This is a genomic window from Bradyrhizobium sp. 22, assembly GCF_000482425.1.
In the GTDB taxonomy this organism is placed as follows: Bacteria; Pseudomonadota; Alphaproteobacteria; order Rhizobiales; family Xanthobacteraceae; genus Bradyrhizobium; species Bradyrhizobium japonicum_B.
Window position 1 is genome coordinate 1293953 of sequence record NZ_KI519400.1, and the last position, 17217, is coordinate 1311169.

At 65.2% G+C, this 17217-nt stretch carries 16 protein-coding genes; 6 read left to right on the forward strand and 10 right to left on the reverse strand.

The window, feature by feature from the left end:
• Nucleotides 1-30: 30 nt before the first annotated feature.
• Nucleotides 31-333, reverse strand: coding sequence for an ArsR/SmtB family transcription factor (locus tag K410_RS0131445; protein ID WP_028138557.1), 303 nt, complete (start codon nt 331-333; stop codon nt 31-33).
• 27 nt (nt 334-360) lie between these two features.
• Between K410_RS0131445 and K410_RS0131450 the strand changes: the two genes are divergently transcribed.
• The 3 genes from K410_RS0131450 to K410_RS37525 are packed head-to-tail and all read left to right on the forward strand — an operon-like array spanning nt 361 to nt 2762.
• A complete protein-coding gene (locus K410_RS0131450) occupies nt 361-1344 on the forward strand; it encodes a threonine/serine dehydratase (protein WP_028138558.1) in 984 nt (327 codons plus the stop codon).
• Nucleotides 1345-1355: 11 nt separating this feature from the next.
• A complete protein-coding gene (locus K410_RS0131455) occupies nt 1356-1787 on the forward strand; it encodes a DUF6636 domain-containing protein (RefSeq protein ID WP_028138559.1) in 432 nt (143 codons plus the stop codon).
• A 57-nt stretch (nt 1788-1844) separates the two neighbouring features.
• Entirely contained in the window at nt 1845-2762 is a 918-nt protein-coding gene (locus K410_RS37525; protein ID WP_049820401.1) for a toll/interleukin-1 receptor domain-containing protein, read from the forward strand.
• Nucleotides 2763-2908: 146 nt separating this feature from the next.
• On the opposite strand, the gene K410_RS0131465 is transcribed toward K410_RS37525, so the two are convergent.
• The 9 genes from K410_RS0131465 to K410_RS0131505 all read right to left on the reverse strand — a co-directional run bounded on the left by K410_RS0131465 (nt 2909) and on the right by K410_RS0131505 (nt 14587).
• Entirely contained in the window at nt 2909-3502 is a 594-nt protein-coding gene (locus tag K410_RS0131465) for a GNAT family N-acetyltransferase (protein ID WP_028138560.1), read from the reverse strand.
• Between the two features lie 112 nt (nt 3503-3614).
• A complete protein-coding gene (glpK, locus tag K410_RS0131470; protein WP_028138561.1) occupies nt 3615-5120 on the reverse strand; it encodes a glycerol kinase GlpK in 1506 nt (501 codons plus the stop codon).
• A 283-nt stretch (nt 5121-5403) separates the two neighbouring features.
• The gene (locus K410_RS0131475; protein ID WP_028138562.1) at nt 5404-5811 is read right to left on the reverse strand and encodes an endonuclease domain-containing protein; all 408 of its coding nucleotides are present in this window, start codon (nt 5809-5811) and stop codon (nt 5404-5406) included.
• A gap of 128 nt (nt 5812-5939) precedes the next feature.
• Nucleotides 5940-6713 carry an SDR family NAD(P)-dependent oxidoreductase gene (locus K410_RS0131480; protein WP_028138563.1) on the reverse strand — a complete coding sequence of 258 codons (774 nt, stop codon included), beginning with the start codon at nt 6711-6713 and terminating at the stop codon, nt 5940-5942.
• A gap of 153 nt (nt 6714-6866) precedes the next feature.
• Nucleotides 6867-8009, reverse strand: coding sequence for a pimeloyl-CoA dehydrogenase small subunit (gene pimD / locus K410_RS0131485; RefSeq protein WP_028138564.1), 1143 nt, complete (start codon nt 8007-8009; stop codon nt 6867-6869).
• Nucleotides 8010-8173: 164 nt separating this feature from the next.
• Entirely contained in the window at nt 8174-9364 is a 1191-nt protein-coding gene (gene pimC, locus K410_RS0131490; protein ID WP_028138565.1) for a pimeloyl-CoA dehydrogenase large subunit, read from the reverse strand.
• 134 nt (nt 9365-9498) lie between these two features.
• On the reverse strand, nt 9499-10686 hold the full coding sequence (locus K410_RS0131495; protein WP_028138566.1) for an acetyl-CoA C-acyltransferase: 1188 nt from the start codon (nt 10684-10686) through the stop codon (nt 9499-9501).
• Complete coding sequence (pimA, locus tag K410_RS0131500) at nt 10683-12365, reverse strand: dicarboxylate--CoA ligase PimA (protein ID WP_028138567.1); 1683 nt, start codon at nt 12363-12365, stop codon at nt 10683-10685. The genes K410_RS0131495 and pimA overlap by 4 nt, the downstream gene beginning before the upstream one ends.
• A 125-nt stretch (nt 12366-12490) precedes the next feature.
• Complete coding sequence (locus K410_RS0131505) at nt 12491-14587, reverse strand: 3-hydroxyacyl-CoA dehydrogenase NAD-binding domain-containing protein (RefSeq protein WP_028138568.1); 2097 nt, start codon at nt 14585-14587, stop codon at nt 12491-12493.
• A gap of 131 nt (nt 14588-14718) precedes the next feature.
• Here K410_RS0131505 and K410_RS0131510 point away from each other — a divergent pair, with 131 nt between their 5' ends.
• The 3 genes from K410_RS0131510 to K410_RS0131520 all read left to right on the forward strand — a co-directional run bounded on the left by K410_RS0131510 (nt 14719) and on the right by K410_RS0131520 (nt 17159).
• Complete coding sequence (locus K410_RS0131510) at nt 14719-15585, forward strand: IclR family transcriptional regulator (protein WP_028138569.1); 867 nt, start codon at nt 14719-14721, stop codon at nt 15583-15585.
• A 66-nt stretch (nt 15586-15651) separates the two neighbouring features.
• Entirely contained in the window at nt 15652-16449 is a 798-nt protein-coding gene (locus K410_RS0131515; RefSeq protein ID WP_028138570.1) for an ABC transporter ATP-binding protein, read from the forward strand.
• A complete protein-coding gene (locus K410_RS0131520) occupies nt 16446-17159 on the forward strand; it encodes an ABC transporter ATP-binding protein (protein ID WP_028138571.1) in 714 nt (237 codons plus the stop codon). The genes K410_RS0131515 and K410_RS0131520 overlap by 4 nt, the downstream gene beginning before the upstream one ends.
• Nucleotides 17160-17217 lie beyond the last annotated feature (58 nt).

Sequence of the window (17217 nt, forward strand, 5' to 3'; positions counted from 1 at the left end):
CGTCCGCGACGGCCTCACCGCGCACCACGCTCAAAGGCCGTCATGGATCGCGCGCTTGAGCGCCGCGATGGCGGTCTCGTTGCGCTTGTACATCGTCCACTGCTTGATCCGCTTGGCGCGCACCAGCTTGGCTGATGTCAGCACCCGCATGTGCTCGCTCACAGTCGGGGCGCTGACGCCGAGCTTCTCGGCGATCAGCAAGCCGCAGACGCCGTCCTCGACCAGGTCGCCATCTTCCTGCTCGCGAAAATGCTTCCGCGGATCCCGCAGCCATTCCAGGATCTGCAGGCGGCGTTCATTGGCAAGCGCGCGCAGGGCGGGGGCAAATTTCATTTAGTCATTTTGCTAATTGGCTAATTGATGTCAACGCTCCCTTGCGCTATCCTGGGCGGTATCATGACAGCGACAATGGACATCAATCGGGAGCGGATCGCGGCGACCGAGGCGGTCATCCGCCCGCATATCAGGCGCACGCCGCTGCTTCAGGCCGATCTCGCCGATTTCGGCCTGCCGGCCGCGCCCGTCACCTTCAAGCTCGAGATGCTGCAGCATTCCGGATCGTTCAAGGCGCGCGGCGCCTTCGCCAACCTGCTGCTGCGGCAGGTGCCGCAGGCCGGTGTCGTCGCCGCATCCGGCGGCAATCACGGCGCGGCCGTCGCCTATGCGGCGCAGCGGCTCGGCATTCCCGCCACGATCTTCGTGCCCGACATCACCTCGCCGGCCAAGGCCGAGCGGATCAGGACTTATGGCGCAAAGCTCGTGATCGCGGGCAGCCGCTACGCCGATGCGCTCGCCGCGAGCGAGGCGCATGTCGCGCAAACCGGCGCGCTGGCGGTTCATGCCTACGATCAGGCCGAAACTCTGCTCGGCCAGGGCAGCGTCGGCTTGGAGCTGGAGCAGGATGCGCCCGGCATCGACACGCTGCTGGTGGCGGTCGGCGGCGGCGGACTGATCGGCGGCATTGCGGCGTGGTACGCCGGCCGGACGCGCATCGTCGCGGTCGAGCCGGAGCAATCGCCAACCCTGCACAGCGCGTTCGCGGCGGGCGCGCCGGTCGATGCGCCGGCCGGAGGCATCGCCGCCGACAGCCTTGCGCCGCGGCGCGTCGGCGAACTGATGTTTCCGCTCGCGCGCGCCCATGTCGAGCGCGTGGTCCTGGTGAGCGACGATGCGATCCGGCAGGCCCAGGCCGCCCTGTGGTCGCACCTGCGCCTCGTCGCCGAGCCCGGCGGCGCCGCCGCCTTTGCCGCGGTGCTCTCCGGCCGCTATCGTCCCTCGGCCGGCGAACGCGTCGCGGTCCTGGTCTGCGGCGCCAACACAACGGCGGTGAATTTCGACAGCTGAGCGGGAATGACATGGCGGGGCCATGCGGACTGATCCTGATAGCGATCCTGTTGGCGATGATCGGCGCCGCCCACGCGCAGGACCGCCCGATCGGCTTCCTGACGCCGTCGAAGAACATCGCCTGCCAGTTCTTCACCGATAACGGCCAAGCCAACGATAAAGGCGTGCTCCGCTGCGACATCATGAACATGGACGCGCGCCCGCGCCGGCCCGCCGATTGCGAGCTCGACTGGGGCCACGCCTTCGAGATGAGCGCGAAGGGCGCCGCCAGCCGCATCTGCGCCGGCGACACCGTGATGGATCAATCACTGCCGGTGCTGGCCTATGGCGAGGTGTGGCAGCGCGGGGGATTCACGTGCCGGTCGGAGCAGACCGGGCTGACGTGCTTCAACGCGATGCAGCGAGGGTTTTCGCTGGCGCGGGGGAAGCAGGAGGTGTTTTGATAGGCGAAATGCTCTTACAATGCGCGTTGCTCAGGCAGATGGTAGGAGCATTAGTCAATGGCGACGTTACGGGAGTACTTTGATGCAGACTTCAGCTTCGCCGTGCGCGTTCACGTTGATTTCCCACTGAAGACTGGAGGCGATGTACAAGGAGTGATCCTTTATGACTTCGCAGGAATGAAAAGCTTTCTGGCCTGCTATGTCCCCGATCACTCTGCTCCAATTGATCAGTTCCTTGAGATTATCCGAAGTCTGGAATACGGAAAGACACAAGTCAAATTTCGGGGTCAGGTGACTCTCCCCAATACACGTTTTTTCCCAGGACAGCTTGAGGTAAAGCACGATAATCCGCTCGAAATTCGAGCTAAATTCTTTGACGACCCGGCGTGGACCTCAATGAAAGAAATCGACGCCTCAAGGCGGATCTTCATCTACACGGAGTCCCAACTCTCAGAAGCGGAAGTTATTCAATTGAAAGATGAAGGAAAGACTCTTGGGCATGACATCCAGTTCAGGTCCGTGCGTCACGCCGCACAGAGAGCAAAGGGTGAGCGCCCGTTAGCTTTCATCAGTCACGATTCAAGAGACAAGCAGGACGTTGCACGGAAGATCGCGCTTCACCTTCAGAGGCTTATGTGCCCCGTATGGTATGATGAGTTCTCGTTGAACGTAGGCGACAATCTCAGGGACAGCATCGAACGAGGGCTGAAAGAATGCAAGAAGTGCATCCTTATACTCAGCCCGCAGTTTTTCGCGAACAAGGGATGGACCAAAAAGGAGTTCGATTCGATATTCACGAGAGAAATTCTGGAGCATAGCCAGGTCATACTTCCAGTATGGTACGGCGTCACGAGTAAGATGGTGTACGATTATAGCCCCGCGCTGCTGAATGTTAAGGGACTCAGTTGGACTGATCTCGGCGAAGACGAAGTCTGTAGACTGCTTTCTCGGGCCATCTTCGAGCCGGAGAGCTGATCGAGATCTTCGGGGCAGGATGCTGCTCCACTAGAACAGTCTCAGAGCCGTGCAGCCTGGATGCGGCTAGCTTAGTTTGGGCGGTCTCGCTTGGTGAAAGACTGGTCCCGGATTGCGCTTCGCTCCATCCGGGCTACGGCCGCGCACTATTCGATAATCGGCACATGCTTCGCGGCCGTTCGCGGCGCCGTGCCGTCGAGCCGCGGATCGTCGGCGATCTCGATCTGGCGGCGGAACGCGCGGAAGCCGGAGCGCTGGTAGAAGGCGACGGCGGAGGGATGATCGAGCGTGCAGGTGTGGACCCAGACGCGGCGGACGTCGCGTAACCAGGCGCGCTCCAGTGCGCGGTTCATCAGGAAGCGGGCAGCGCCGGTGCCGATGAGGCCAGCGGTGACGCCGAAATAGGCCAGCTCGCACTGGCCGGGGTCGCGGAAGTCGAACTCGAGCAGGCCTTCGTCGCGGCCGTCGGCGACCAGCGCGTAGATTTCAACATCAGGCGCTTGGATGATTGCGGCGAGGTCAGCGTCGGTCATGCGGGCGCGCGAGAACCAAAGCCAGTCCTCGCCGACGCGGCGGAAGATGTCGCGGTACCAATGAAGCGCGGGGGAATCGACCTTGCGCAGGGTCCACTTGCCGGGCGGATCGTCGCGGCGCGCGGGAGGTGCGGTCATCTCCAGATGCGTGACGATTGCGGCGATCTTGCCGTTGGGGACGTCGGAATAGCCGTCGGGGAGGATCATTGTTCTCGCAACCGTGTAGCCCGGATGGAGCGCAGCGTAATGCGGGATTCTTGGCAGAGCCGGCAGCGGTCCCGGATTTCGCTGCGCTCCATCCGGGCTACGAAGTTTACCGCTACCCCTCCCCCTCATCGCTCGCCAGCACGCCCTTCACCGCGCGCGCCCAGCCCGCCAGCTTTCTCTCCCTTGTCGCCTGGCTCATGTTCGGCTTGAAGCGATGCTCCAAGCGCCAATTGTCGGCGAACTTGGTCGGCTCGGGATAGACGCCGGCGTTGAGGCCGGCGAGGTAGGCGGCGCCGAGTGCCGTGGTCTCCTGGATCACGGGGCGATCGACCGGCGCGTCGAGGAGATCGGCAAGGCGCTGCATGGTCCAGTCCGACGCCGTCATGCCGCCGTCGACGCGGAGCACGACGCTGGCGGTTTCCGAGCTCGGCCAGTCCGCGCGCATCGCGGCCCAGAGGTCGAAGGTCTGGTAGCAGACGCTCTCCAGCGCGGCGTGGGCGAGCTCGGCGGGGCCGGTGTTGCGGGTGAGGCCGAACAGCGCGCCGCGCACCCTAGGATTCCAGTAGGGCGCGCCCATGCCGACGAAGGCCGGCACGAGATAGACGCTCTGCATGGAGTCGGACTGGTCGGCAAGAGGACCGGTCTCGGCGGCATGCTTGATGATGCCGAGGCCGTCGCGCAGCCATTGCACCGCCGAGCCCGCAACGAAGATCGAGCCTTCGAGCGCGTAGGTGCGTTTGCCGTCGAGCTGATAGGCGACGGTGGTGAGCAGCTTGTTTTTGGAGACGACCGGCGTGGTGCCGGTGTTGAGCAGCGCAAAGCAGCCGGTGCCGTAGGTGGACTTCATCATGCCCGGGCGGAAGCAGGCCTGGCCGATGGTGGCGGCCTGCTGGTCGCCGGCGATGCCGGAGATGGCGATCGCGCCGCCGAACAGATCCGGCGTGCTCTCGCCGAAGCGGGCGGAGGAATCCTTCACCTCGGGTAGCATCGAGCGCGGCACGCCGATGATCTCCAGGAGCTCGTCGTCCCACTGGCCCGTGTGGATGTTGAACAGCAGCGTGCGCGAGGCGTTGGTGGCGTCGGTGGCGTGCACCTTGCCGCCGGTGAGGCGCCACAGCAGATAGCAATCGACGGTGCCGAACATCAATTCGCCGCGCGCCGCGCGGGCGCGGGCGCCGGGGACGTGGTCGAGAATCCAGGCGACCTTGGTGCCGGAGAAATAGGGATCGATAATCAGGCCGGTCTTCTGCGAGATCACGGGCTCGCGGCCTTCAGCCTTGAGTTTCGCGCAGATGTCGGCGGTGCGGCGGTCCTGCCAGACGATGGCGCGGTGCACGGCCTGCCCCGTCGCGCGGTCCCACACCACGGTGGTCTCGCGCTGGTTGGTGATGCCGATCGCGGCGATGTCCTTTGCGCTGATGCCGGCCTGCTCGATCGCCTCGCGGCAGACCATCACGGTCGAGGTCCAGATGTCCTCCGGCTCGTGCTCGACCCAGCCCGAGGCCGGGAAATGCTGCGGGAACTCGGCTTGCGCCTTCGCCGCGATGGAGATGTCGCCGCGAAACACGATCGCGCGCGAGGAGGTGGTGCCCTGGTCGATGGCGAGGACGAAAGACATGGGAGCTTACCTTGGCGTTCCTTTGAGCGTTTTCCCCTGGAGGGGTCATCGTGTCGCGCCAAAGGGAGCGGATTAGGGCGGCAAGGTCAAGGTTGGTCTCGCCTACCCTCCCCTGGAGGGGGAGGGTCGGATCACATGGAGCGCAGCGGAATGTGATCCGGGGTGGGGTGAAGGTCTCTCCACAGCTATCAGTGCCCGTGGGGAGAGATCACCCCACCCCGCTCGCGCTACGCGCGATCGACCCTCCCCCTCCAGGGGAGGGTAAGAAAGCGTGCTTCTGAGTTCAGGTTCGCGTTTTCCGGTTGCGACGGTGCTGGAGGCGGATGGTTTCCGCTTCGCGCGATCCGTAGAGCTCGACATAGATGCGTTCGAGGACCGCGGTGAGGTCGGCGTTGATCTCCGAATTCCAGAACCGGACAACGCGATAGCCTTCGTTCTCGAGCCAGCGCTGACGTTCGAGATCGTGGGCGGCCGTGGCGTCTTCGTTGTGGTGGCCGCCGTCGAGCTCGATGATGAGACGCTTGGCCGGGCAGAAGAAGTCGACGACGTAGGGACCGATCGGCGCTTGGCGGCGGAAGTGCGAGCCGTCCATCGGAAGTTCCTTGAGCGCGCGCCACAACATCCGCTCGTGCGGAGTCGTATTCGCCCTCAGTTTCTTCGCGGCGGCACGTCGGATTGATGTCGAGACCATTGGTGTGGCTTCACCCCACCCCGCATTGCATGCGCGGCGACCCACGGGCGAGCTGCGCTCGTCCCGGACCCCTCCAGGGGAGGGTGAAGTGAAGCGTGCGCGCGGCACAATTGCAAGTAGTGAAAGGACTACACCGCCGCGGTCGTCACGCCGCCGTCGATGACGATGGTCTGGCCGGTCATGAAGCTCGAGGCGTCGGAGGCGAGGTAGGCGACGGCGCCGGCGATCTCGTCGGGCTCGCCGATGCGGCGCAGCGGCGTGGTGGCAGTGCGGCGCTTGAGGTTGGCTTCGTCTTCCCACAGCGCGCGGGCGAAGTCGGTCTTGACCAGGCCGGGCGCGATGCAATTGACGCGGACGCCTTTCGGGCCCCATTCGCCGGCGAGCGAGCGGCACAGCGCGAAGTCGGCGGCCTTGGAGATGCCGTAGGCGCCGATCACGGTGGAGCCGCGCAGGCCGCCGATCGAGGAGATGATGATCACAGAGCCGTTGCCGCGCTCCGCCATCTCAGGGATCGCGAGCGCGGAGAGCCAGATGTTGCTCTTGACGTTCGAGCCCATGATCTTGTCGAAGGCTTCGTCTGATATGTCGAGCAGCGGGCCGTAGTAGGGATTGACCGCGGCGTTGCAGACCAGGATGTCGATCTTGCCGTAATGCTTGGTCGTGCCGGAGATCAGCGCCTCAACCTCGGCCTTGCGCGCGATGTTGCAGGGAATGACGATGGCGTCGCCGCCGGCCGCAATGATGCCGTCGGCGACCTCCTTGCAGGCGTCGGCCTTGCGCGAGGAGACGACGACCTTGGCCCCTAACTTGGCCAGAAGTTCCGCGGAGGAGCGGCCGATGCCGCGGCTGGAGCCGGTGACGACCGCGACCTTGCCGGTGAGATCGAACGGGGTGTTTCTCATGGGTGTCCCTCTTCTGTTTCGACGTGTTTGCCCCATCGTCATGGCCGGGCTTGTCCCGGCCATCCACGTTCTTCGTTGCCGCCAAGACGTGGATGCCCGGGACAAGCCCGGGCATGACGATCTTTGTGTAGCTGTCGCCTCGCGATACGGCGACTAGACCAACCCACCCGCGTCGGCGACGCGGCGCTGGTGGTAGTCGGTGTCGCCGAAGGTGTTCTCGATCATGGTGAGGCGCTTGAAGTAGTGACCGATCTTCGCCTCCATGGTCATGCCGATGCCGCCGTGGAGCTGGATCGACTGCTGGCCGACGAATTTGGCCGACTTGCCGATCTGCACCTTGGCCGCGGCGATCGCGTTGCTGCGCTCCTTGGCGTTCTCGAAATCGTTCGCCATGGTGGCGAACATCGACATCGAGCGCGCCTGCTCGGCCGCGACGAACATGTCGGAGGCGCGGTGCTGCAGCGACTGGAACGAGCCGATCGCAACGCCGAACTGCTTGCGCGTCTTGATGTACTCGACCGTGGTCTTGAGCGATTCGTCCATCAGCCCGACCGCCTCGGCGCAGAGCGCGACGCGGGCCTCATCCACCACGCGCTCGATCAGCGCGAGCGAATCCTCGGGGTTGCCGAGCACGGCATCGGCACCGACCTCGACACCGGTGAAGGTGATGTCGGCGGCGTGCAGGCCGTCCTGGGTCGGATAGCCCTTCCTGGCGACGCCCTTGGCATTCGCCGGGACCAGGAACACGCCGATGCCGGACCTGTCGCGGCGCTCGCCCTTGGTGCGCGCGGTGACGAGGAGCGTGTCGGCGTTCTCGCCGTTGAGCACGACGAACTTCTCGCCGTCGATCACCCAGCCGTCGCCCTTCTTCTTCGCAGTCGTGGTGACGTCGAACAGATCGTAGCGCGAATTCTTCTCGAGCTGGGCGAAGGCGAGCGTCTTGCTGCCGTCGATGATCGAAGGCACGTGCGCGGCCTTCTGCGCATCGGTGCCGGCATGGCGCAGGAAGCCGCCGCCGATCACGACCGTGGCGAGATAGGGCTCCAGCACCAGCGCCTTGCCGAGCGCTTCCATCACGATCATGGTCTCGACGCCGCCGCCGCCGAAGCCGCCCTCGGCCTCGCTGAAGGGCAGGCCGAGCAGGCCCTGCTCGGCAAGCTTGAGCCATACCGTTTTGCTCCAGCCGCCCTTCTCCGCCATGTATTTCTTGCGCTGCTCGAAATCGTAGGAATCGGTCAAGAGGCCGTCGATGCTTTCCTTGAGAAGCCGCTGCTCCTCGTTCAGATCAAAATCCATTGTTTTCTACTCTCCCGGTATTGAGGTCGTCATGCCTAGTCTTGTGCCGGGCATCCACGTTCTTGGTGCCGTTAGGCGTGGATGGCCGGGTCAAGCCCGGCCATGACGGCGAGTGTGTGGTTATGGATTCCGGCTCGCGACTTGGTCGCGCCCCGGAACGACGCCTAGAGCCCCAGCACCGCCTTGGCGATGATGTTGCGCTGGATCTCGTTGGAGCCGCCGTAGATCGAGACCTTGCGGTTGTTGAAGTAGCTCGGCGCGATCTGGGCGGTCCAGTCCATGGCCTCGTTCGAGCCGTCGTCGCCGTGCACGTCGTAGGGCGCGGCGAACGGGCCGATCACTTCCATGAGCAGCTCGGTGGTGGTCTGCTGGATCTCGGAGCCCTTGATCTTCAGCACGGAGGACGCCGGATTGGGCTTGCCCTTGCCGTGCTTGCCCTCGTCGGCGACGACGCGCAGCTGGGTCAGCTCGAGCGCCTTCAGCTCGATCTCGCAGGCCGCCAGCTTCTCGCGGAACGCGGCATCCTGGAGGATCGGCTTGCCGCCGGATTCGACCTTGCCGGCGAGATCGCGGATGCGGCGCAGCCGCTCCTTGGAGACGCCGACACGGGCGATGCCGGTGCGCTCGTTGCCGAGCAGGAATTTTGCGTAATCCCAGCCCTTGTTCTCCTCGCCGATCAGGTTCTCGATGGGCACCTCGACGTCGTCAAAGAACACCTCGTTGACCTCATGGCCGCCGTCGATGGTCTGGATCGGGCGCACGGTGACGCCCTTGGACTTCATCGAGAACACGATGAAGGAGATGCCCATCTGCTTCTTGGCATTGTTGTCGGTGCGGCAGAGGCAGAAGATCATGTCGGCGTGCTGGGCCAGCGTGGTCCAGGTCTTCTGGCCGTTGATGATCCACTTGTCGCCGCGGCGCTCGGCCTTGGTCTTCAGCGAGGCGAGGTCCGAGCCGGAGCCTGGCTCGGAGAAGCCCTGGCACCACCAATCGTCGACATTGGCGATGCGCGGCAGGTACTTCTTCTTCTGCTCCTCGTTGCCGAAGGTGTAGATGACCGGACCGACCATGCTGACGCCGAAGGCGAGCGGCTGCGGCGCCGGGTGGGCCTGGAGCTCCTCGTTGAAGATGTAGTGCTGCACGGCGGTCCAGCCGGTGCCGCCATATTCCTTCGGCCAGTGGCTGACGCCCCAGCCCTTCTTATTGAGGATGCGCCACCAAGTCACCATCTCGTCCTTGGAGAGGTGACGGCCCTCGACCATCTTGCGCCGCGTATCCGGCGGCACGTTGTCGCGGAAGAACTGCCGTACTTCCTCGCGAAACGCCTGCTCTTCCCTAGTGAATGCGAGATCCATCGGATCCTCCTGTGAGCGTTGTTCTCTGTTCGTCACTCCGGGGCGCGCAACGCGCGAACCCGGAGTCCGGAAGTTTGTGGCGCGAGGTTCCGGGTTCATTCGCGTACCGCGAATGCCCCGGAACGACGGGCCGGTTACTGCAGCACCTCGAACAAACCCGCCGCGCCCATGCCGCCGCCGACGCACATGGTGACGACCGCGTATTTGGCCTTGCGGCGGCGGCCTTCGATCAGGGCGTGGCCGGTCAGGCGCGCGCCCGACATGCCGTAGGGATGGCCGACCGCGATCGCGCCGCCGTCGACGTTGATCTTGTCGGGGTCGATGCCGAGCTTGTCGCGGCAATACAGCACCTGCACCGCGAAGGCCTCGTTGAGCTCCCACAGGGCGATGTCGTCGACAGTGAGGCCGTGGCGCTTGAGCAGGCGCGGCACGGCGAAGACCGGGCCGATGCCCATCTCGTCCGGCTCGCAGCCGGCCGAGACGAAGCCGCGGAAGATGCCGAGCGGCTTGAGGCCGCGCCTGGATGCTTCCTTGTCGCTCATGATCACCGAGGCGCTGGCGCCGTCGGAGAGCTGGCTGGCATTGCCGGCGGTGATCGAGAAACCTTCGCCGCGCACCGGCTTGAGGCCGGCAAGGCCTTCGATCGTGGTCTCGGGACGCGGGCCTTCGTCCTGCGACAGCGTGACCTCCTTCATCGTGACAGCGCCGGTGGCCTTGTCGGTGACCGCCATCTGCGTCGTGATCGGCGCGATCTCCTCCTTGAACTTGCCGCCCTGCTGCGCCGCCGCGGTGCGACGCTGGCTTTCCAGCGAATATTCGTCCTGCCTCTCGCGCGAGATGCCGTAGCGCTTGGCGACCACCTCCGCCGTGTCGATCATGGGCATGTAGACCTCGCCCTTGATCTTGAGCAGCGCCGGATCCTGGGCGTGGAAGCCGTTCATCTTGTCGTTCTGCACGAGGCTGATCGATTCGCCGCCGCCGCCGACCGCGATCTCGACACCGTCGAAGATCACCGAGCGCGCGGCAAGCGCGATCGCCTGCAGGCCCGAGGCGCATTGCCGGTCGATGGTGGTGCCGGCGACGGTGACGGGAAGGCCGGCGCGGAGCAGCGCCTTGCGCGCGATGTTGCCGCCGGTCGCGCCCTGCTGCAGCGCGGCGCCCATCACGACGTCCTCGATCTCCTTGGGATCGACCTTGGCGCGCGCGACGGCTTCGCCAATGGCGTGGCCGAGCAGCGTGGCGCCCTCGGTGGCGTTGAGCGCGCCGCGATAGGCCTTGCCGATCGGGGTGCGGGCGGTGGAAACGATGACGGCGTCGGTCAAGAACGACCTCCTGATGCTTGTTGAACGGATTGTGACGGTTTCTGCTGCTGACGCAATTCGTGGCGCGACAATTTTCCGACCGGCGTGCGCGGCAGATCGTCGACGAATTCGACCGCGGCCGGCACTTCGTGCTTGCCGAGCTTGCCCGCAAGCTGGCTGCGCAGCTCGTCGAGCGAGAACGGCTTTGCGTCCGGCTTCAGCTTGATGAAGGCCTTGGCCGCCTCGCCCCGATACGGGTCGGGAATGCCGAGCACGATCACCTCGTGCACGCCCGGAATGGTGTAGATCGCCTGCTCGATCATCTGCGGATAGACGTTGAAGCCGCCGGAGATGATCATGTCCTTCTTGCGGTCGACCAGGAAGAAATAGCCGTCGGCATCGACATAGCCGATGTCGCCGGTGAGGAAACGGCCGTCGACGAAGGCGTCCGCCGAGCCCTCCGGCTTGTTCCAATAGCCCCTGGTGACGTTCGGGCCCTTGATGCGGATCTCGCCGACCTCGCCGGGCGGAAGCACGCGCCTGGGATCGTCCAGCGCGACGACGTCGAGCTCGATGCCGGGCAGCATCAGGCCGATCGAGCCGGGCTTCTCCGGCCCCGTGGGCGGATGGCCGGTGCCGGGCGAGCAGGTCTCGGTCATGCCCCAGCCGCTCTTCAGCTTCTTGCCGACCTTGCGCTCGAAGAAGCTCGCGATCTCGACTGGGAGCGGCGCGCCGCCGGAGCCGATCGTGACGAGCGAGGAGAAGTCGCGCTTGTCGAGATCAGGGAGCGCCGCGATCGCGATCCACATCGTCGGCACGCCCGGAAAGTAGGTCGCGCGCTTGACCTCGATGTCGCGCATCACGGCTTCGACGTCGAAGCGCTGGTGCAGCGAGATCAGGTTGCCGCGGCTGAGCGAGGACAGCAGCACCACGGTGAGCGCGTAGATATGGAACAGCGGCAGCACGCAGATCACGCGCTCGATCACGTCGCCGCGCGTGGCGCGTCCCGGCTTGCCCCAGACATCGTAGATCGACACCGCGGAGGTGAGGTTGCCGTGCGTGAGCATCGCGCCCTTGGGCAGGCCGGTGGTGCCGCCGGTATATTGCAGCAGCGCGACGTCGTCGGCCGTCACGGACGGCCATTGCGCCGGCGCGGTGGCGCCCTCGACGAAGGCCCTGAAGGTGACGATGCGGGGATCGTCGGGGATCGCCGCCTGCGGCGTGCCGACCTTGCCCCAAGTGTCGTCCTCGCAGACGACGAGGCGGTCGATCAGGCCCTTGTCCAGGAATTTGAGCGCGGTCGGCAACAAGGCCTGGAGGTTCGAGGTGACGAGCAGACGCGCGCCGGAATCCGACACCTTGTGCGTCAGCGCGATCTCGCCGTCGAGCGGCGAGAGGTGCGCGACACGGGCGCCCGCCTTCAGCGCGCCGAAGAAGTTGACGGGATGATCCGGCGAATTGCCGAGGAACAGCGCAATCGACGTGCCCTTGCCGCAGCCGGCGCGGAGAAACGCCGCGGCGGCGCGCTCGGCCAACGCCGCGAGCTCGGTATAGGTGATGGCGCGATCGCGGAACTCCAGCGCGGTGCGCGGACCGTAATCGGCGGCAGCCTTCGAGAGCAGGTCCGGGAGCGTGCCCTGGGCGATGGGATCGTCCCAATGCACGCCCTCGGGGTAAAACTGTTCGCCGGGATGGGTCATGGATTCCCTAAACCACACTAGCCGTCATTCCGGGGCGATGCGAAGCATCGAACCCGGAATCTCGAGATTCCGGGTTCGCCCTGCGGGCGCCCCGGAATGACTGAGAGCTGGAGCGCGACGCTCCATCAAGCGGCCTTCGACGCAGCCGCCAGTGACGCGAACGTCTTGCCTTCGGCGGCGAGCTTCTTCAACAGCGGCGCGGGCTCGAGGCTCGGATCGTTGGTCTCCTTGGCGTAGTAGGAGAGCCGATCGGCGATGTGCTTGAGGCCGACGCTGTCGGCCCAGAACATCGGGCCGCCGCGGTAGATCGGCCAGCCATAGCCGTAGAGCCAGACCACGTCGATGTCGGAGGGACGTGCCGCGATACCCTCCTCCAGGATCTTCGCGCCCTCGTTGATCATCGGATACATCATGCGTTCGAGGATCTCCTCGTCGCTGACGACGCGCTTCTTGCGGCCGAGGCGGGCAAGCGTCTCGTCGATCAGCTTCTCGACATCAGGGTCGGGCAGCGGCGCGCGGGAGCCGGCTTCGTACTTGTAGTAGCCCTTGCCGGTCTTCTGGCCGAAGCGGCCGGCTTCGCACAGCGCGTCCGCGATCTCCGACTTGATGCCGCGGTCCTTGCGCGAGCGCCAGCCGATGTCGAGGCCGGCGAGATCGCCCATCGCGAACGGTCCCATCGGCATGCCGAACTTGGTGACGACGGCATCGACCTGCTGCGGCAAGGCGCCCTCGAACAATAGCTTTTCGGACTGCTTGCCGCGCTGGGCCAGCATGCGGTTGCCGACGAAGCCGTCGCAGACGCCGACCACGGCCGGCACCTTGGCAATCTTGCGCGCGATATTGACGGCCGTCACGAGGGCGTCCGGCGCGGTCTTGTCGGCGCGCACGATCTCGCACAGCTTCATGACGTTTGCCGGCGAGAAGAAGTGCATGCCGAGCACGTCCTGCGGACGCTTGGTCGACTTCGCGATCTCGTCGATGTTGAGGTAGGACGTGTTGGAGGCGAGCACGGCGCCCTGCTTGGCGTATTGGTCGAGCTTGCCGAACACTTCCTTCTTCACCGCCATGGTCTCGAACACGGCTTCGATGACGAGGTCGGCATCGCCGACATTCTCGATGCCGACGACGCCGTTGATCAGCGCCATGCGCTTGGCGGGCGCATCGGCCGGAATGCCGCCGCGCGCCGCGGTCGCTTCCCAGTTCTTCTGCATGATGCCCATGCCGCGCTTGAGCTGCTCCTCGCCGGTCTCGATCAGGGTGACGGGGATGCCGGCATTGGCAAAGGACATCGCGATGCCGCCGCCCATGGTGCCGGCGCCGAGGATGGCGACGCGGTTCACGGCACGCGGCTTGGTGCCTTCAGGGACGCCGGCGATCTTGGCGGCTTCGCGCTCGGCGAAGAAGGCGTAGCGCTGCGCCTTGGACTGGTCGCTGGCGACGAGCTTGAGGAAGCCCTCGCGCTCCTTCTTGAGACCCTCGTCGAAGGGCAGGTCGATGGCGTAGCCGACCGCGTCGGCGGCGGCGAACGGCGCCTCCAGGCCGCGCGACTTCTTGGTCATGGCGGCGACCGCGTTGGTGAAGATCGAGCGGTCGGCCTTGGCGGCCGCGATCTTGGAATCGTCGTCGCGCAGACGCCGCAGCGGACGCTTCTCCGCGATCAGCTTGCGCACGAAGGCTTCGCCGCCCGATGCCGGTCCCTCGACGATCTCCTCGATCAGGCCGTTCTTGAGCGCTTCCGCCGCACCGATGGGATCGCCGCCGACGATCATCTTGACCGCGAGCTCGGGACCGACCGCGCGCGGCAGGCGCTGGGTGCCGCCGGCGCCCGGCAGCAGGCCGAGCTTCACCTCGGGCAGGCCGAGCTTGGCCTCCTTCACCGCGACGCGGAAATGACAGGCGAGCGCGACCTCGAGGCCGCCGCCGAGCGCCGTGCCGTGGATCGCGGCGACCACCGGCTTCGGCGAGTTCTCGATCTCGGACAGCACGTCGTTGAGGGCGGGCGGCTTCGGCGGCTTGCCGAACTCGGTGATGTCGGCGCCCGCGATGAAGGTGCGACCGGCGCAGGTCAGCACGATGCCCTTGATGGCGGAATCGGCGATGGCGGCCTTGATGCACTCCAGGATGCCACCGCGGACCGCGGCGCTCAGCGCGTTGACCGGAGGGCTGTTGACCGTGACGATCCCGACCTCGTCATGACGCTCAAGCTTGACCACTTCGCTCACGGTGTTCCCTCCTTGGTGGGGATTAACTTTTGTTCGATTTCGCGGTGCGGAATTTAATTCCGCATCTTGACGGCAGGGTTATTTTGAAGCACGTGGCTTGTCAACGACTCCGCGCAAGAAGCAGATCAGGGATGAAGCGTACAGGAAAGAAGCCAGCGACCGATCGGAATTTCGTCGTCGCGCTTTCCCGCGGACTGGACGTATTGCGAGCATTCCACCCCAATGACGGCCTTCTGGGCAATCAGGAGATTGCGGCGCGCACCAATCTGCCGAAGCCGACGGTGTCGCGGCTGACTTACACGCTGACCAAGCTGGGTTATCTCGCGCCGGTTCCCCGCTTCGAGAAGTACCAGCTCACCCCTGCCGCGATGTCGCTCGGCTACGCCGCGCTTGCCAATCTCGGCGTTCGGCATTTGTCCGAGCCGTTCCGCGAGGAGGTGATGCGCGCGACCGGCGGTGCCGTCGCGGTCGGCGGCCGCGACCGTCACAGCATGATCTATTTCGGGCAAAGCCGCGGCAGCGAGACGGTCGGCGTTCAACTTGACGTCGGCGCCCGTGTGCCGATCGCAACCAGTGCGATGGGCCGCGCCTATTTCTGGGCGCTCGACGACACCGATCGCGCGGAGTTGTCGCGTCTGTTGCGCGAGCATTACGGCAGCCGCTGGCCGAAGATGCGCGACGGGTTGGAACGTTCCGGCGAAACCGTCGCGAAATACGGTTTTGCGATTTCGGTCGGCGACTGGCACGACGACATCGGCGCCGCCGGCGTCGCGCTCAAGCTCAACGACGGAACCGGACCTTACGCATTCAATTGCGGCGCGCCCGCATTCCGCTTCACGGAAGAGCGTTTGATCAACGACATTGGACCGCGTCTCTTGGCGATGGTAAGGAACATCGAAGCGGCACTCGGTGGTCTGATGCCGCATTCAAAAAAAGACGTCAGCAAAAAGCTGAAATCAGGAGGGAAAGTTGCTCGTTTGGCCGAGGGGATCAGATAGCCTTTGTCATCGTCGGGAGCGGTTCGCATCGCCCCTGCGCTCACTGAACGACGTGAGCGAGACGAGATGACGCAGGCACAGCTCGCGCAGGGGACATCGCCCCTGCTCGCGGTTCGCGACGTCAGCGTCGTGTTCGGCGGCATCGTCGCGCTCAATGGTGTGTCATTCGACATGCACAAGGGCCAGATCCTCGGCTTGATCGGCCCCAATGGCGCCGGCAAGACCACGCTGTTCAACTGCCTGTCCCGGCTGTATCAGCCCTCGTCCGGCGACATCCTGATGGAAGGCGCAAGCATCCTGACGCGCCCGCCGCACCGGATCGCCGAGATCGGCATCGGCCGCACCTTCCAGAACGTGGCGCTGTTTCCGAATCTCTCGGTAATGGACAACGTTCGCGTCGGCGCCCATGCGAAGACCTCCAGCGACATCATCAGCGACTCCTTGAGGCTTGCCTGGGTCCGGCGCAGCGAGGCCAGCATCAACAGGAAGGTGCAGGAGATCCTCGCGTATCTCGGCCTCGAGGATGTCGCCCATACCGTCGTGTCCGGCCTGCCGTTCGGCACGCAGAAGCGCGTCGAACTGGCGCGCGCGCTGGCGGCGGATCCGAAGATCCTGCTGCTCGACGAGCCGGCCGGCGGCCTCAACCACGAGGAAGTCTACGTGCTCGGGGACCTCATCCGCAAAATCCGCGACGAGCGCCACATGACCGTGCTGCTGGTCGAGCACCACATGGGCCTCGTGATGTCGATCGCCGACCACGTCGTCGCGCTGAATTTCGGCAAGAAGCTCGCGGAAGGAACCCCCGCCCAGGTGCAGGCCGACCCCGACGTCATCAAGGCCTATCTCGGGAGCAAAGACCAATGACGCCACTGCTCAACGTCAAGGACCTGCGCGCCTATTATGGCCAGGTCCAGGCGCTCCACGGCCTGTCCTTCTCGCTCAACGAGGGCTCGCTGACGACGCTGCTGGGCGCCAACGGCGCCGGCAAGACCACCACGCTGCGCGCGATCTGCAACATGGTGCGCTCCACCGGCGGAGTCGAGTTTGAAGGCAAGCCGCTCAACAACCGCTCCACCGAGAGCATCGTGCGATTCGGCATCGCCCACGTGCCGCAGGGCCGCGGTACCTTCACCAACATGACCGTGGAAGAGAACCTCCAGCTCGGGGCCATCACCCGCAAGGACAGCGCCGGCATCGTCTCCGACATCGAGCGCATGTATGCGCATTTCCCGGTGTTGAAGCAGCGCCACACCCAGCAGGCCGGCACGCTCTCCGGCGGCGAGCAGCAGATGCTCGCGGTCGCCCGCGCCCTGATGCTGCGGCCGCGGCTGATGCTGCTGGACGAGCCCTCCTTCGGGCTCGCCCCGCTGGTGGTGCGCGACCTGTTCGGCATCCTCAGCAAGATCAACCGCGAGGACAAGGTGTCGATCCTGGTGGTCGAGCAGAACGCCCAGCTCGCGCTCGAGCTCGCCGATCAGGCCTATGTGATCGAGACCGGCCGCATCGTGATGTCCGGCAAGGCCAAGGACATCGCGAACAACGAAGAAATCCGCAAATCCTATCTGGGTTACTGAGGGGCGATGATGGCAATGATCTATCCGCGCACTCCGTACACCTCTCCCTCTGGGAGAG

Excerpts from the sequence above, each read along its gene's own strand:
- K410_RS0131480 (WP_028138563.1), bottom strand. The coding sequence starts at position 6,713 with ATGAGAAACACCCCGTTCGATCTCACCGGCAAGGTCGCGGTCGTCACC.
- K410_RS0131510 (WP_028138569.1), top strand. The coding sequence starts at position 14,719 with ATGAAGCGTACAGGAAAGAAGCCAGCGACCGATCGGAATTTCGTCGTC.
- pimA (WP_028138567.1), bottom strand. The coding sequence starts at position 12,365 with ATGACCCATCCCGGCGAACAGTTTTACCCCGAGGGCGTGCATTGGGAC.
- pimC (WP_028138565.1), bottom strand. The coding sequence starts at position 9,364 with ATGGATCTCGCATTCACTAGGGAAGAGCAGGCGTTTCGCGAGGAAGTA.
- glpK (WP_028138561.1), bottom strand. The coding sequence starts at position 5,120 with ATGTCTTTCGTCCTCGCCATCGACCAGGGCACCACCTCCTCGCGCGCG.
- K410_RS0131515 (WP_028138570.1), top strand. The coding sequence starts at position 15,652 with ATGACGCAGGCACAGCTCGCGCAGGGGACATCGCCCCTGCTCGCGGTT.
- K410_RS0131450 (WP_028138558.1), top strand. The coding sequence starts at position 361 with ATGTCAACGCTCCCTTGCGCTATCCTGGGCGGTATCATGACAGCGACA.
- K410_RS0131455 (WP_028138559.1), top strand. The coding sequence starts at position 1,356 with ATGGCGGGGCCATGCGGACTGATCCTGATAGCGATCCTGTTGGCGATG.
- K410_RS0131445 (WP_028138557.1), bottom strand. The coding sequence starts at position 333 with ATGAAATTTGCCCCCGCCCTGCGCGCGCTTGCCAATGAACGCCGCCTG.
- K410_RS0131475 (WP_028138562.1), bottom strand. The coding sequence starts at position 5,811 with ATGGTCTCGACATCAATCCGACGTGCCGCCGCGAAGAAACTGAGGGCG.
- K410_RS37525 (WP_049820401.1), top strand. The coding sequence starts at position 1,845 with ATGGCGACGTTACGGGAGTACTTTGATGCAGACTTCAGCTTCGCCGTG.
- K410_RS0131520 (WP_028138571.1), top strand. The coding sequence starts at position 16,446 with ATGACGCCACTGCTCAACGTCAAGGACCTGCGCGCCTATTATGGCCAG.
- K410_RS0131465 (WP_028138560.1), bottom strand. The coding sequence starts at position 3,502 with ATGATCCTCCCCGACGGCTATTCCGACGTCCCCAACGGCAAGATCGCC.
- pimD (WP_028138564.1), bottom strand. The coding sequence starts at position 8,009 with ATGGATTTTGATCTGAACGAGGAGCAGCGGCTTCTCAAGGAAAGCATC.